At 40.0% G+C, this 14,544-nt stretch carries 15 protein-coding genes and 1 other annotated feature; of the genes, 1 reads left to right on the plus strand and 14 read right to left on the minus strand.

All coding sequences use genetic code 11. The features are described 5' to 3' along the window. Window positions 1–114: 114 nt before the first annotated feature. The 10 genes from TY49_RS02365 to TY49_RS25365 form a co-directional block, all read right to left on the minus strand. Window positions 115–1,116, minus strand: coding sequence for a LacI family DNA-binding transcriptional regulator (locus TY49_RS02365; RefSeq protein ID WP_041964301.1), 1,002 nt, complete (start codon window positions 1,114–1,116; stop codon window positions 115–117). Between the two features lie 207 nt (window positions 1,117–1,323). After that, window positions 1,324–2,667, minus strand: coding sequence for a GH1 family beta-glucosidase (locus TY49_RS02370; RefSeq protein WP_041964302.1), 1,344 nt, complete (start codon window positions 2,665–2,667; stop codon window positions 1,324–1,326). Between the two features lie 11 nt (window positions 2,668–2,678). After that, entirely contained in the window at window positions 2,679–3,311 is a 633-nt protein-coding gene (locus TY49_RS02375) for a YesL family protein (RefSeq protein ID WP_041964303.1), read from the minus strand. Between the two features lie 27 nt (window positions 3,312–3,338). Beyond that, window positions 3,339–4,175 (minus strand): carbohydrate ABC transporter permease, encoded by an 837-nt coding sequence (locus tag TY49_RS02380; protein WP_041964304.1) that lies wholly within the window; start codon window positions 4,173–4,175, stop codon window positions 3,339–3,341. A 13-nt stretch (window positions 4,176–4,188) separates the two neighbouring features. Next, window positions 4,189–5,127: a carbohydrate ABC transporter permease gene (locus TY49_RS02385; RefSeq protein WP_084135352.1), complete on the minus strand. Its 939-nt coding sequence runs from the start codon at window positions 5,125–5,127 to the stop codon at window positions 4,189–4,191. 64 nt (window positions 5,128–5,191) lie between these two features. Next, window positions 5,192–6,472, minus strand: coding sequence for an ABC transporter substrate-binding protein (locus tag TY49_RS02390; RefSeq protein WP_041964305.1), 1,281 nt, complete (start codon window positions 6,470–6,472; stop codon window positions 5,192–5,194). A 773-nt stretch (window positions 6,473–7,245) separates the two neighbouring features. Beyond that, a complete protein-coding gene (proS, locus tag TY49_RS02395) occupies window positions 7,246–8,682 on the minus strand; it encodes a proline--tRNA ligase (RefSeq protein WP_041964306.1) in 1,437 nt (478 codons plus the stop codon). Between the two features lie 54 nt (window positions 8,683–8,736). After that, window positions 8,737–8,948 (minus strand) — a binding site (T-box leader). A gap of 214 nt (window positions 8,949–9,162) precedes the next feature. Next, entirely contained in the window at window positions 9,163–9,990 is an 828-nt protein-coding gene (locus TY49_RS02400) for an STAS domain-containing protein (protein WP_041964307.1), read from the minus strand. A gap of 206 nt (window positions 9,991–10,196) precedes the next feature. After that, complete coding sequence (locus TY49_RS24485) at window positions 10,197–10,370, minus strand: hypothetical protein (protein WP_156972584.1); 174 nt, start codon at window positions 10,368–10,370, stop codon at window positions 10,197–10,199. A gap of 22 nt (window positions 10,371–10,392) precedes the next feature. After that, a complete protein-coding gene (locus tag TY49_RS25365; protein ID WP_156972585.1) occupies window positions 10,393–11,154 on the minus strand; it encodes a methyl-accepting chemotaxis protein in 762 nt (253 codons plus the stop codon). Between the two features lie 553 nt (window positions 11,155–11,707). On the opposite strand from TY49_RS25365, the gene TY49_RS02410 reads away from it, so the two are divergent. Then, window positions 11,708–12,229: a DinB family protein gene (locus TY49_RS02410; RefSeq protein WP_041964308.1), complete on the plus strand. Its 522-nt coding sequence runs from the start codon at window positions 11,708–11,710 to the stop codon at window positions 12,227–12,229. A gap of 212 nt (window positions 12,230–12,441) precedes the next feature. On the opposite strand, the gene TY49_RS02415 is transcribed toward TY49_RS02410, so the two are convergent. From TY49_RS02415 to TY49_RS02430, 4 genes are all read right to left on the minus strand, one after another. Then, complete coding sequence (locus TY49_RS02415) at window positions 12,442–12,936, minus strand: DMT family transporter (RefSeq protein WP_041964309.1); 495 nt, start codon at window positions 12,934–12,936, stop codon at window positions 12,442–12,444. A 12-nt stretch (window positions 12,937–12,948) separates the two neighbouring features. Next, the gene (locus tag TY49_RS02420; RefSeq protein ID WP_041964431.1) at window positions 12,949–13,647 is read right to left on the minus strand and encodes a Crp/Fnr family transcriptional regulator; all 699 of its coding nucleotides are present in this window, start codon (window positions 13,645–13,647) and stop codon (window positions 12,949–12,951) included. A gap of 38 nt (window positions 13,648–13,685) precedes the next feature. Continuing rightward, window positions 13,686–14,111 carry a DMT family transporter gene (locus TY49_RS02425; protein ID WP_041964310.1) on the minus strand — a complete coding sequence of 142 codons (426 nt, stop codon included), beginning with the start codon at window positions 14,109–14,111 and terminating at the stop codon, window positions 13,686–13,688. 140 nt (window positions 14,112–14,251) lie between these two features. Further along, entirely contained in the window at window positions 14,252–14,479 is a 228-nt protein-coding gene (locus TY49_RS02430; RefSeq protein WP_041964311.1) for a hypothetical protein, read from the minus strand. Window positions 14,480–14,544 lie beyond the last annotated feature (65 nt).

A 14,544-nucleotide genomic window follows, 5' to 3' on the forward strand; every position in this document is an offset into this window, starting at 1 on the left:
ATGCCTAGGACATTTTAAAACCGAAAAAACTCTTGGAAGATATTTATATGTTGACCTTACACACGATTTCATAATTGAACAAAAAAAAGAGCACAAAAACCTTCTTGTGCTCCTTTAAGATTGTCTTATGATTAATTCGGGATCGACAAGAACTTTTTTGGACTCAGGATTTCCATTTATGATATCCAACAATAAGTATGCTGCCAGCTTCCCAAGCTTTTCTTTATCCTGTTTGACAGTCGACAATTTTGGGTCACTATAGCGGCATGCTTCAATATCATCACAGCCAATCACCCTGATGTCTTCGCCGATGCGAAGACCGTGTTCACGAATCGCTTCCATTGCACCAAGTGCCATCATATCGGATGCCGCAAATACTGCTTTTGGATACGGCTTTTTTGCAAGGATCTTCTTCATGGCTTCATAACCGCTTTTTTCATAAAAATCCCCGAATTGAACCCAATCTTCGACAACCGGAATGCTAAATTGATTCATCGTTTTCAAGAAGCCATCTGTTCTCATGTCGGCCACCAGATTACCCTTGAATCCGCCAATATAGGCAATGTCTCGGATGGAGTTCAAGTACAGGTATTCAATGACATTGGCCGAAACCTTATAATTGTCTGTCAGGACATAACTGGAATTAGGTCCTTTCAGTGCAATATCCACACCGACACAAGGAATTTCGCTTTGGTCAAGCTCGTAAACAACAGATTCGATCTCTTCACCTGAAATGATGAGACAGCCATCCACCTGATAATGTCTTGCTCTGGAAAGGTAATCACCTAACTCTGTATTGAAATGTTCATTACTGAATATCAAAATATCGTAGCCCATGCTTCCAATAGTCTTTTTAAAAGAGTTGATAACCTCATTAAAAAAAGGGTTATTCAAATCAACACTTACATTACCAGCATAGATCAAACCAATTAGATTTGATTTCTTTGTTGCCAGTGATTTTGCCGAAAAGGTTGGCTGGTAGCCTGTGGACTGGATCACATTCATTACTTTATCTCTAGTCGCACTGCTGATTCCTTGATAATTATTCATGATTTTAGAAACAGTGGCCGGTGAAACCCCTGCCATCTTGGCAATTTCCCGAATCGTGAGTTTCATAGTCGAATTCCAACTCCTAAACTATTACAGCTTCAAAAAAAGTTTAATTTAAGATAACACACTTTCAGAATAACGAAATGCAGCAGAAATAGCTATAGAACTTCTTCCAAAGTTGAAATTTCAACCTATTCTGCCCGCAATTCCTGGAGTATGCCACACCGATCAAAATTCTTTCGATTCACAGCCGTAATTGTTCGGTACATTTGTTTACACATCAAACCAACGATTGCGAATCGTTTGCTTAAACCAGTAAAAACTATCTTTCTTGATTCTTTCAAGCGTTCGGTAATTGACATACACAATTCCAAATCGCATGCTGTATCCTTCTGCCCATTCAAAGTTATCCATCAATGACCAGGAGAGATACCCTTTGATATTCACGCCGGATTCAATGCTTCTGCTTAAGGAAGTGAGATGCTGCTTAAGGTAGGCAATGCGACGGTCATCCCTCACACGGCCTTCGACAGGTTCATCATTGTAGCATGAGCCATTCTCGGTAATATAGATTGGTACCTGACCATATTGCTCCGTCAGATAGGTCAGGACTTTATAAAAACCTTCAGGATAGATGTTCCAGCCAATATCTGTTTTCTCATAGCCCATATCAACAGGCTCAAGGTCAAATAATCCTGAGTTTTCCTTATATTTTGCTACACCGCCAGTATAATAATTGATGCCGACAAAATCGATTGGCTGGCGGATGTCTTCCATATCTCCATCCAATATTGGAACATGGACTCCTTTTTTCGCAAACCAATCCACCATAAACTGTGGATAGCTCCCCTTGAAAACAGGATCAAAGAACCACTCAATCAATTCTGCATTCCCGCGCTGACATGCAAGGACATCTTCTTCCTTATTACTGTACGGCTCATACCATGTAACGTTCGGCGCATAGCCGATTTCACCATCAAGGCCAAGAGTACGGAATTTTTGAACTGTACGTCCGTGGGCAACATGCAAATGGTGAGCTACGTTCACTGCTAATTGCAGATCTTGGTTTCCAGGTGCATGTCTGCCCTCATAATTCGACAGGAACGATACACACCAAGGTTCATTAAAAGTAATCCACTTGTTTACCTTTCCAGAGAATTCCTTAAACATCAGCTCAGCGTAATCCACAAAGGCATCAATCGTGTCCCTGTTATCCCAGCCACCTTGATCCTGCAATGCCTGTGGCAAATCCCAGTGATAAAGAGTAACCATCGGTTCGATGCCATTCTCCAGCAAGGCATCAACAAGCCTATGGTAATACGCCAGGCCCTTTTCGTTCACTTCTCCCCTGCCAACTGGAAAAACGCGCGGCCATGCGATGGAGAATCGATAGGTATCAATACCAAGATCTTTCATGATCGCTACATCTTCATCCACTCGATGATAGCTGTCGCATGCAACTTCCCCGCTGTCTCCATTTACGACTTTACCGGGCGTTTCACAAAAAGTATCCCAAATGGATTTGCCTCTTCCATCCTCTTTGGTTGCGCCTTCTATCTGATAAGAAGCAGTTGCAGCTCCCCACTTCATATTTGCAGGAAATTTAATAATTGTCATAGTCGTACCCCCTATGTGATGTCTGTGTTCAATTTATGTTGACTATTTTTGCCTTCTTCCCATTTCAATGACAGTTTATGGAACACACCATACATCATAAAAGCAAGCAAACTGCCACAGAGTAAAAGGAAGAATGGAAAATAGTAGCTGACAATGAGAACAAGTAAGATCATTGCTAGAAATAACACCGTATAATTCAAATGCCCTAATGACAAAAGCAATGAATTTTTTACTGTATGAAAAAGACTTAGATCATAATGCACAATCAGGAGAAATAAATAGATCGAAGTAAAAACAAACAGCAACATAAAGAAAACGAGCATCGTCAGAACAATACTTTTTCCGGTAAACTCATTTTGAAGAACAATTGCTAAATCCACCGAAATGATGGCAAAAAAGATTGTCCAAACAGCACCAAGACCGATACTCTTTTTGAAATTCATTTTAAACTCCTGAACAAACACCCTATAAACCCCTACATCCAGGCCTACTCGGATCCATTTCCTCACCGTCCCGAACAGGGCTGCTGTTGCCGGAAAAATCGTCATAACCGGCAAGCAGAACAGCAGCCATAAAAGGTTCAAAAGGACAAAAGACGTAAAAATAGTGATGATTTCATTGAACATATTCATTGTTTTATTCATTCTGACACCACTCTCTGATACAATACTTTACTTGACAGCGCCTTCGGTCAAGCTTGAAATGAACAAACGGTTAAATAGCAGGAATATAATCACGAGCGGAACTGTCGCCCAGAATGTTCCAGATAGAATCATTCCATTATCACGTACATAGTTATCGATCAAACCACGCAATGCAACCTGAATGGTCTGTGATTCTTCATCACGAAGGACAACGAGCGGCCATAAGAAATCATTCCAAACATACATGAACTTGATAATCGCCAATGTAGCAAACGCCGGAATGATGATCGGGACCGTTATATTCCAGTACACACGGAAAATCGAACAGCCATCGATTTTCGCTGCCTCTATTAATTCGTCCGGAACATTGCTGCTAATGTATTGTCTCATCCAGAAAATACCGAATGCATCGATTAATCCTGGAACTATGATCGCCTTAAAATCACTCAGCCAATTTAATTTTGAAATGATGATATATTGTGGAATCAATCCAAGCTGCGGCGGAATGATCATTGTCACAAGAATCATGACAAACAAAGCATTTTTACCCTTGAAGTGAAGCTTTGCGAAAGCAAAACCAGCCAATGAGCTGAGAATGAGCACCCCAATCGTCGTGATGGAAGCGACAATGAAGGTATTCCACATCGCTCCGAAGAAATCAATCGTATTCAAAACCTTTGTGAAGTTAGCAACCAGCTCTTTCCCTGGTAAAATGGCTGGCGGGATGCGATTGATCACCTCATTCGTATTCGTTGCCATTACAAACATCCAGTAAAACGGAAAGATCGAAAGAAGGGTAGCAATGACAAGAATCGAATACAAAAACGCCTTTGAAATGAATTGTCTGGAAGATTGTGATTTCATGCTAATGCCTCCTTTATTTTCCGATCCTATTTGCAATGAAAACATTGATTGAAGATAGGACGACAATAATCAAGAATAGAATGATGGCTGTCGCCGAAGCTGTACCGAATGCCATGTTATTGAACGCTTCACGGTATAGATAAAGCACAACCGTCAATCCTTCCTCTCGGTAAGTTCTGCCCACCATGATCAGCGGCTCTGTAAACAGCTGCAGTGCACCGATCGTCGATGTGAACACCGTCAGGATGATGATTGGTTTTAACATCGGGATGGTGATATATTGTATTTTCTGTCTTGTAGACGCACCATCAATCGTAGCTGCTTCATACAGCTCAGAAGGGATTGCTTGTAATCCCGCAAGGTAAATAATCGTGTTGTAACCAACCCATCTCCAAAATACCATGGTCGAAATAGCAATTTTCAGTCCCCAATCACTTGTGGTCCAGTTAATCGGGTCCATTCCAAACCATCCAATAATGATATTGAATAATCCGAATGGCTGATCGTTAAACATAATTCCAAATACAATTGCCACAGCTACTGTTGAAGTAACATAAGGCATAAAGACCGAAACACGGAAAATACTCTTGTATTTGATTATGGCTGCATTTAAAGCATACGCCAAAATGATACCAATCAATAACTGGGGAAGGGTTCCCAAAATCCACATAATCATTGTGTTAGAAAGTGATTTCCAAAATAAAGGATCTGATAGAATTAAGTTGAAGTTTTTAAATCCGACATATTCCATTTCACCGAATCCATTCCATTTATGAAAGCCCAGATAAAAGCTGAAAAGGATGGGAAATAACCCAAAGATGGCAAATAAGATGAAGAACGGGGAAATATATAAGTATCCAGCCAAAGCTTCTTTCTTCTTTTCAGTGAAAGAACGCTTCGTGCCTAACGGATTCTTTTTCAAAGAAGCTTTTTCAGTATTCACACCAGTCATGTTCTTTCTCCTTTCTAAGATTGAGAGCGGTCTATGTTTTTAACCATAGACCGCTCTTGTCTTGTTACTGTCTGCCTATTTGCTTTTCAATACGCTCAACTGCTTTATTCCATTCTTTTTCTGGATCAGCTTTCTTCGTCGCTACATTTGTCAAAGCAGTCAAAATCTCAGTGTTTACGATCGCATAGTTCTTACCCATATAAACTGGCTTAACGCTCTTGGCAGCTTCAGCAAAAATCTTGGCTGTCGGCTGTCCACTGAAGTATTCGTCAGTTGTTCCTAGGAAATCTTCATTTTCATAAACATCTGGTGTTGATGGAAACAAGCCCATGTCGTTAAAGGACTTCAATTGACTCTCAGGAGAAGTTAACCAAGAGATGAATTCCACAGCTTCTTCTGGGTGCTTGGATTCCTTTGGCACGGTCAGGAATGAACCTCCCCAGTTGCCTGCACCTTCAGGAATGTTTGTCAAAGACCACTTACCGCCTGCGTCAGGAGCATTGCCTTTAACAACACCCATCATCCATGCAGGAGCACCAGGCATAACTGCATAAGAACCATCTGCCATTGCACTGCCCCATTCTGGAGTCCATAGAGAGTTCTTGCCGACTAGGCCTTCTTGAATCATTTTCGCAGTGTAGTCATAGGCATCTTTTACAGATTCTTGAATGATTAATTCATCTTTTTCATTGAAGTAGTGCTCTGATTGCTGGTCACGCAAAGCGTTGAATACAAGCTCAGGGCTATCAGACATCGGCTTGCCTGTCTTTTCCTTTACCGTCTTCGCCATTTCGTAGAAATCTTCCCAAGTATTTAGTTTTGCTGAAAGCTCTTCAGGTTTAGTAGGAAGGCCAGCTGCTTCCAGGACATCAGTACGATAGAACATTGCAGTAGGACCGATATCAGTTGGGAATCCCATCTGGAAGGAACCATCAACACTCTGTCCTTGTTGCCACTTCCAATCAAGGAAATTCTTTTCATACTCATCAGCACCGTATTCTTTTAAGTTATAGAAACGTTCGCTTGCTTCCTTGAACTTTTCCATTTGGCTGACTTCAATCATCGCGATATCAGGTGCACCGCTTCCAGCTGAGATGGAAGTGAATAGATTGTTGTGCATATCATTCAATTCGCCTTCATTCAGCTTTATTTTTACATTTGGATGGTCCTTTTGATATTCGTCAATCAGCTTCTGGTACCCTGTGCTTCCGAATACCCAGAAATCCAGGGTTACTTTCTCGTCACTGCCGCTTTTGCCTGATGAAGCTTTCTCATTGCTGTCGCTGCAGCCTACAAGGGAAAGTGCTAAGGCCCCCGCCGTTAACATGGATACAAATTTTTTCATACGTATTGCCTCCAAATCTATAAATTTTTTTACTGATAGGTTTTCCATAGAATGATTAATTTGCGAAACCGGTTTCCAAACTAACGAAAAAATTTGGAAAGGTTTTCTCTGGTTTGTACTATGCTAATCTAAAAGACTATTAAATCAACATATAAACACAATCCATTCAACGGAAAACGCTTTCTTCATTTACATAGTACACCCCATTTTCTGAAAAATCAACCCACTTTCTTAGTCGTAATAATTTAGACACATATAAAAATATCGTATTTCTTACTGTTTTAAAGTGTATTTACAACAAAAAACGGCTATTTTTGTCCATATTCTGCGAAACCGATTTCTATAGGAGCATAACTTTTAATAAATAACAAAGATGAATGATGTAATAGTATGGAAATAGACGGTGCTTCTCGATAGAAGCTAAGTTTTGTATATTAATATATAAACCTGTCTTTCGCTAACATTCTTTGTCGACAATATATAGCCATCTATCTAGTGAACTGAAGGTTCACTTTTTATGCTGCATGTATTCAGGCATATTTTTTAATCTTCGTTTTTACCAAAAAAAAGAAGACCGATCGTTCCGGTCTTCTGGTTCGAATATTATTAATTCATCAAGGCAAATCGTTTGGAACTTCGCAGACTTCGTAGAGCCGTAATAGCTTTGACGAAACTGTAGCAATAGGATTGTTATTTTTAAGAAGCATAGGGGTGTTCAATAACCCCTGCTTCCTCATTATCTTAATGGATTTGAGGTCTGCCCTGTGCTTCCCTTAATAAGCGCGTGCAAACCAGACGGTGTGTTTTGATTCGCTGCCACAATGGATGCATGTTTGTTTTTCTGCTGGTGGGTTGAATGGTATGTTTCGTGTTGTGAATTTTGTTTTTTCTTTTACGCTTGCTTCACAAGCATCGTCTCCGCACCAGCCTGCCAAAACCCATCCTGGGATGGATTCACTTGTCTGAGCCTCTGCAATATGCTGTTCGAGCTGTTCCATAGTATCGATATGGGTATGAGAATTTTCTTCACGGAACGATTTTGCTTTTTCGAACAGACGAGTCTGCATCGTTTCAAGTTCGTTTTTAACTTTTTCGACCATGGATTCTAATGGCACAGAAATTTTCTCATCCATATCCCGAGCCTTCATCAAGCCCTGATTTTGATCTAAATCGCGCGGACCTAGTTCAATACGGACCGGAACACCTTTTAACTCCCACTCATTGAATTTATATCCTGGTGATTGATCGGAATCATCAAGTCGAACGCGAATGCCTTCTGCTTTTAGAGCGGCAAAGATCTCATCCAGTTTCTCGATGATGGCCGGGTTCTTTTTCCATGGACCAACCGGGATCAGGACCACTTGTGTCGGCGCAATTCTTGGCGGCAGTACGAGACCCTGTTCGTCTCCATGGACCATGATGACAGAACCAATCAAACGAGTTGATGTACCCCAGGATGTTGTATGCACAAATGTGTGTTTGTTTTCTTTATTCAGGTATTTAATATCGAATGCTTCCGCAAATTTCGTACCCAGGTAGTGGGATGTACCTGCCTGGACGGCTTTTCCATCCTTCATCATTGCTTCGATCGAATAGGTGTCAACCGCGCCTGCAAATCGTTCAGACGGCGTTTTTTGGCCATCATAAACTGGAATCGCAAGCAATCCTTCGACAACTTCCTTATAAATATTCAACATTTGCATCGTTTCCTTGCGTGCATCTTCCTCGTCTACATGAGCAGTGTGACCCTCCTGCCATAAAAACTCAGAGGTGCGGATGAATGGGAGTGTTTTCTTTTCCCAGCGGAATACATTTGCCCATTGATTTATCAGAACTGGAAGGTCCCGATAACTTTTAATCCAATTTGAATACAGATGCCCAATCATCGTTTCCGAAGTTGGCCTCAATGCCAGACGTTCTTCTAATTGCTCTCCTGCAGCTTCAGTAACCCAAGGAAGTTCTGGCGAGAATCCTTCAATATGATCCTTTTCCTTTTGGAAGAAGCTTTCTGGAATCAACATAGGGAAATAAGCATTGCGGTGGCCTGTTTCCTTGAACCGTTTGTCCATTTCCGCCTGAATATGTTCCCAGATTTCATAGCCATCCGGTTTAAAGGCAATACAGCCGCGAACCGGGGTGTAATCAAATAATTCCGCTTTTTGAATCGTTTCAATATACCATTTTGTAAAATCATTTGTTTGCTGTGACATGTTCTTCTCCTCCTGAAAAATCAAATAGAAAATAAAAAAGCATAAATAGTCCTTAATAAGGACGTCTTTATGCTAATAGACGTGGTACCACCTTAGTTCGACATTCATAGAATGTCCTCTAAACGTTGGTATCGGAACGACCCGGTTAGTTTTTCGCTAACATCTCCGTGGCAGGGTTCAATAAGGAGGGGTGATATAGCTTTCAGCCAAGGCTATATTCTCTGGATTCACAATCCTTATTTACTTGATCACTTCATTGATTACATATTTATAAATTAATATATCAAGTTTCTCGCAGTAATTCAATAGAAGCATAGGGAGGTACCTTTTGCTTCGAAACACAGTGACAACAGTAACTGAAAACCGGTGATTTATTGAATGAGAAGGAGCCTATTCTACTGCAATTTTACCAACAGAAAGAGAAGCACCGGGTACATCCTCATTGATTAGCTTTTCTACTGACGCCTTGTATGATCGTGTTTATTTTGCATTGGCCAAAATGGCCTGCTGCACTGTTCCATAAGTGTTTAATTTGGAGAAGTCGACTCCCGTGTTGATGACATCGATTGCAAGTTCAGGGCGTATGCCTGTCAGCATTGTCTCGATGCCGATCAGCCTCAGTACTTTATTGATATTGAAGATGCGTGCTGCGATTTCTGCATCGATCATGGCGATTCCTGAGAAGTCGATGATCAGTTTCTTGATTCTGAGTTCGCTGATTTTTGGAATCACATGGGTCATGATATGGTCGCTGCGTTCGAAATCGAACTCGCCGATCAGTGGCAGGATGGCCATGTCCTCTTCGAGCGGAACAATTGGTGATGACAGCTCAGTGATGATTTTTTGGTTCCTTTTGTTTTGTTCGCTTGCAAGTCTTTCCCGCTCCATCATTGTTTCCGTGATACTTAAATCAAGCAGGTAGCTGATTCGATTATTGACGAAAACCACTTCTTCGGTGGACAATCCCTCTCCAACAGAAATCTTTGTCAGCATTTCAATCAGCTGAAGTCGGGTTTCTGCATATGGCTTCAGAATACTGGCGAGCTCCTCATGACTAAATTGATATTCCCTTCGATTTGCTTGTCTCTCTTTAAACCAGGCAATGAACGTATCCGTTACATCTTCCTTTGACAGGTTCAGTGTATTACCGAGGAATTCCACGAATGCTTTGTTCGTACTCAACGATTGCTCGATGACTTCTGCTGGAAGAATGATTTCAAGTTTTTTCAAATTATAATCAGTAATTTCCTTACTGATTTCATCTGCATTATCTTTTAGGTGTTTAGAAAATCTTTCGATTGGATTCACAAGTTCAGCTCCTATTGATCATTCCCTAAATTATTTTTTAAATTATACCATGATACTCGTAGAAACTAGAAATTTAAGCTCCGCTTGTTGGCTATAAACAAAAGAGGAGCTTTCCACCTAGGGAATGCTCCTCTTTTTAAGTAGTTTGCAAAGTTCCGTCTGTTTCAGATTTCTCGAATGCCCGCTTCTAGTAGAATCGATTCTTCTTAGGAACCATATGTTTCAATTTGCTTATTAGTTTTTTCTAGTTTCGTATCCACTTTGCTTGCCTCTTCAATATGCTTGTGAATCAGCTCGTTTACTTGGTCGAACAGGGTTTTCGTTTGAGTAAGTTCGTCCATGACTTTTTGAGAGCTGCCTTTTTGATGGTCAATCTCCACAATGACTTCACCAACTTCAGATTCAACCTTTTTTTATGAAGGAAGAAATGCATTCCATTCCAGTTGATGCATCCTTGCTTAAATTTATACTTTTATGTATAAGTTCTGCACTAGAAGTGGCAGAATCCATATTTTCTTTAATTTCACTTTGTATGTTTGCTGTAAGGAAGCCAATATCATTTGTACTTTTTGCAGTACTCTCAGCAAGTTTCCGAACTTCTTCAGCGACAACTGCAAATCCTTTCCCGTGCTCCCCAGCTCTTGCCGCCTCAATCGATGCATTTAAGGCAAGAAGGTTTGTCTGGTCTGCTATTTCTTTGATAACCTTCACAATCATTTCGATTTCTTTTGAGCGGTCATTCAATTTCATCATATTCTGGTATGATTCATCATAGATTTCCCCGACGCGGATAATCAGCTGTTCAGCTTGATGAACCAGATCTCCTCCCTCATTAGCCTTCAAGACCATCTCCCTAGAAGATTGGATCAAATCATAGCCCTTATTTGATAACCCTATCGCATGATCGACAGAATCCTGACTGATATCATGCACCTTGTCAAAGTGAATCTTTATTTTACCGACCATATCCCCTAATACATAGTGCTGATTATTCACAAGTTCATGCTGTGCAATCGTACTTCCCAGCTCCTGATAGAATTTTTCGATGAACGCTTGGAAAAATGCTTCTTTTTCTCCAAACTGCGAGTACAATTGATCGAATTTATCTTGAAGTGCCTGCTTTTCTTCTTCTACAACCTTTAACCGTTTCATTGATGTTAGCATTCTGCTTTCCCACACTTTCCCAATATCTGCATGAAAAGTATAGCAATAACATAGTTCGGTTGTGGTGATGTATATCACAATAGCTCCCTAAAAAAGAACACAACGGATTATACTCCACTCGAATGAAAGTAAGTAGTTCAGATAGCGTGGAGAAATAATAGAATTAGCAGCGGAAGTCGCTATGAAATCGTAAAAGTTTTTACTCGTTTTTTTAGTGATATGTAAGGGGTATTCCTGCTTTATTGCAGAATTAACACGAGAAATAACATACCAATTAACAGGGTGACGATAGCTATTGTCACTTCATTATTATAAATTCGATTATGGTTGTTATTGAGGTGTTAAAAAAAAGGACTAGGTAATTTATTTTATAAATAAAGAAAAAATCGCTCTTGTTCCGTTAACGGGCAGGATAATTGAAAAAGGCAACCTAAAAATTAGGCTGCCTTTTCTGTATCTAATTACATTGTAACATTAATTTCCAATTAATATCAGTCTATATTTATTTAAATAAATTGATAACCTTGATATAGATTTGTTAGGAGGTATTTGGATGATAGACTATCGGATTAAAAACATTGGGGATTTCTCACCAAAGGTTGGTGAACTTGCATCTATGTTAGAACATACAAGAGCAGTTACATTGGAAGAGGTAAAGGATTTAAGTGAAGAAGAATTGGATTTTTTGGTAGATGAAGGTTCTAATACTATTGGTTCGCTTTTACTCCATATCGCCTCAATTGAATTTGTCCATCAGGTAATTTCATTTAAAAACCGAGATATTAATGAGTTGGAGCTTAAACAATGGAAATCCGCACTAGAACTTGGTGGAGATGCCAGAAAAACAATTAATAGAAATACTGTTAATTATTATATTAATGAATTGTCTAAAGTCAGAGAGAAGACTTTAAAGAAACTCAAAGAATTAAATGATGAGTGGTTATTCGAGGAGAAGGAATGGGGAAATGGAGTTCCCTATAATAATTATTACCTTTGGTTTCACGTATTTGAAGATGAAATTAATCATCGTGGTCAAATTAGAACGATTAAACGTATGCTCATAAAAAACAAATAAGATTTTCCTTAATGGGGCTTTAATGAAATAATATCCCTAAAAAGCTCAGAGCAATAAACTCTGAGCTTTTTTGTGTGCTATTTGCTGTTTGATTTAAACTGTAAATTTAAATGTTATTCATATTGTTATTTTAGGTTTTCTCCACAATAACTGAACTACTTAGAATGAAAGGTCTGGACTTTTTTATAAAAAAGTACGCAATATACTATTGATTACGATACTTCCGCTTTTGAGTCATGCCGGCTAGTAATAACCTCAGCTTTTTCTTCCCTGCCTTCGCTCCACTTAAAGACAATGGCTCCAGCTATTATGACGAGTACACCGAGGAATTGTTGGAAAGTAAACGGTACCTTCTCCAATCCCATCCAGCCTAATGAATCCCATAATACCGCGAACCCGAGCTGTGAAGTCAACACAATTGAGATCGCAAAGGTCGGCCCAAGATATCTTATGGCCTGAACGATGCCTGCAACGACTCCGATTCCGAGCAAGCCGCTGAACCAGTACCAACCTTTCATTTGCTGCAGATCGAACATTTTGCTCCCCTCAAAGAACAGGCCTATTATGAAGGATGCCACGAATCCTAACCCCAATACTAAGGTCGTTGTCGTCCATGAGCCCGCTTTTTCATTGACCTTGCTGTTAAAAATATTCTGCAGGCCGACAAGCGTGCCAGCCATTAATGCAAATAGTAAGCCTAAAAGCATAGTTTACCATCCCTATTCATAAAGATTTTCCTTAGCAAGAGACTTGAGTCCCTCCAAATCCTTGATTACAATTGCGCCATTGTCCCGTTCCACCAGGCCAGTTAAGGAGAATTCCTTGATGACTCGGTTAAGATGGCGGTAGCTTGTTCCAATTAAATTGGCAATGTCGGTGAGATTCGATGTACTGACCCTCCCATTGACCAGCGCTTCGTTTTCATCATAGGCGACAGATACGAGATAGCTTGCCAGCCTCGTTTCAACAGGATATAAAATGTTATGCCGCATGAACTGGGATTTGATATAAAACTTCCTTGTAATGATTTTCAGCAAAAATTGCAGGAATGGCGAGTGATCTTTTAATAATCTTCGCAGCACAGTTTGCCTGACTCCGATCATGATGACAGGAGAAACTGCCTCAACGGTATTGATCGTATCAATTTCCTGAACATACTCAATATCCCCAATGACTTCAAGCGGAGTTTTAAAGGATAGGATCAATGTCTTACCCTCTTCTGAAGTGGTAAAAATCTTCACTTTCCCCTTAACCAGTATATAGAGATATTCGACAGCCTCACCCTGGGAACAGATTTGTTCCCCTTTATCAAATTCAAATATAGTTAGGTAAGGAAGAATCTCCTCACTAAATAATGATTGTATCTGGTGAGACACCAAATACGTTTCTATCTGTTCTGGTCCTTTTAATTCTTTCATACGCTTTCCTGCCCCTTTAAACTTGTTAATCCCTTCGATTACCAACCCAGGATCATCACACCTGCTAACATCATTGTAATGCCAATCAGCTGCGGCATCCTCATTTTTTGTTTCTTTACGCCGAACCATCCATTCCGGTCAATCAGGAAGGTCATCCCAAGCTGGGCAATCAACATCGCAGAAACAGTTAGAGTGACGCCAATAAAATGGATCGCAGTTACGTTACTAAAGACAACAATAGCCCCAAATGTACCTCCAATCAAATAAAGCGGCCTCACTTTTCTGAGCCCCTGCCATTGCCCTTTTACAGCAAAAATCAAGACAAACAGAGCAGCTAAAAAACCCGTAAGTTGGGTAATCGAAGCCGTCTGCCATGTACCAATATCCTGGCTGATCCTCGCATTAGCCACTCCCTGCAACGTGATAAAAGCTCCCCCTAAAAAAGCAAAAATTAAACCTTTCATTTCTCTCTCCCCAAACCTCATGTTTGTATTAATTAAATGACAGAATAAGAGGGTTCGGGAAGGACATATGTCCTAAAACAAGCTATATTTGTTTTAACACATAAAAAACGCCTGTACAATGACAGGCGTTTTCCTCATAATTAATTGTTATTTTCTTCACTAGGCTCTTCATCTAAATCTGGTTCTTCTTCATCAGGATTTTCTTCACTAGGCTCTTCAGTTACATCTGGTTCTTGATTATCTTCCTGCTCTTCTATGTTTTCCATATTATTTTCATCTTCCGGTGGCGGCTCTTCATCTGCAGAACAACCGGCCAACATAATTCCTGCACCTAATGGGATAGACAATAGTACATTTTTGAATTTCATTTTCTATCATCTCCTATTCTACGATGTATGTTCCTTCATTTCTTTCCCTTTATAGAAGAATATAA

Origin of the sequence: Mesobacillus selenatarsenatis SF-1, from assembly GCF_000813125.1 — a bacterium.
In the GTDB taxonomy this organism is placed as follows: Bacteria; Bacillota; Bacilli; order Bacillales; family Cytobacillaceae; genus Mesobacillus; species Mesobacillus selenatarsenatis.

Excerpts from the sequence above, each read along its gene's own strand:
- TY49_RS02430 (WP_041964311.1), bottom strand. The coding sequence starts at position 14,479 with ATGAAATTCAAAAATGTACTATTGTCTATCCCATTAGGTGCAGGAATT.
- TY49_RS02425 (WP_041964310.1), bottom strand. The coding sequence starts at position 14,111 with ATGAAAGGTTTAATTTTTGCTTTTTTAGGGGGAGCTTTTATCACGTTG.
- TY49_RS02370 (WP_041964302.1), bottom strand. The coding sequence starts at position 2,667 with ATGACAATTATTAAATTTCCTGCAAATATGAAGTGGGGAGCTGCAACT.
- TY49_RS02365 (WP_041964301.1), bottom strand. The coding sequence starts at position 1,116 with ATGAAACTCACGATTCGGGAAATTGCCAAGATGGCAGGGGTTTCACCG.
- TY49_RS02390 (WP_041964305.1), bottom strand. The coding sequence starts at position 6,472 with ATGAAAAAATTTGTATCCATGTTAACGGCGGGGGCCTTAGCACTTTCC.
- TY49_RS02420 (WP_041964431.1), bottom strand. The coding sequence starts at position 13,647 with ATGAAAGAATTAAAAGGACCAGAACAGATAGAAACGTATTTGGTGTCT.
- TY49_RS02385 (WP_084135352.1), bottom strand. The coding sequence starts at position 5,127 with ATGACTGGTGTGAATACTGAAAAAGCTTCTTTGAAAAAGAATCCGTTA.
- TY49_RS02415 (WP_041964309.1), bottom strand. The coding sequence starts at position 12,936 with ATGCTTTTAGGCTTACTATTTGCATTAATGGCTGGCACGCTTGTCGGC.
- TY49_RS25365 (WP_156972585.1), bottom strand. The coding sequence starts at position 11,154 with ATGCTAACATCAATGAAACGGTTAAAGGTTGTAGAAGAAGAAAAGCAG.
- proS (WP_041964306.1), bottom strand. The coding sequence starts at position 8,682 with ATGTCACAGCAAACAAATGATTTTACAAAATGGTATATTGAAACGATT.
- TY49_RS02380 (WP_041964304.1), bottom strand. The coding sequence starts at position 4,175 with ATGAAATCACAATCTTCCAGACAATTCATTTCAAAGGCGTTTTTGTAT.
- TY49_RS02375 (WP_041964303.1), bottom strand. The coding sequence starts at position 3,311 with ATGAATAAAACAATGAATATGTTCAATGAAATCATCACTATTTTTACG.
- TY49_RS02410 (WP_041964308.1), top strand. The coding sequence starts at position 11,708 with ATGATAGACTATCGGATTAAAAACATTGGGGATTTCTCACCAAAGGTT.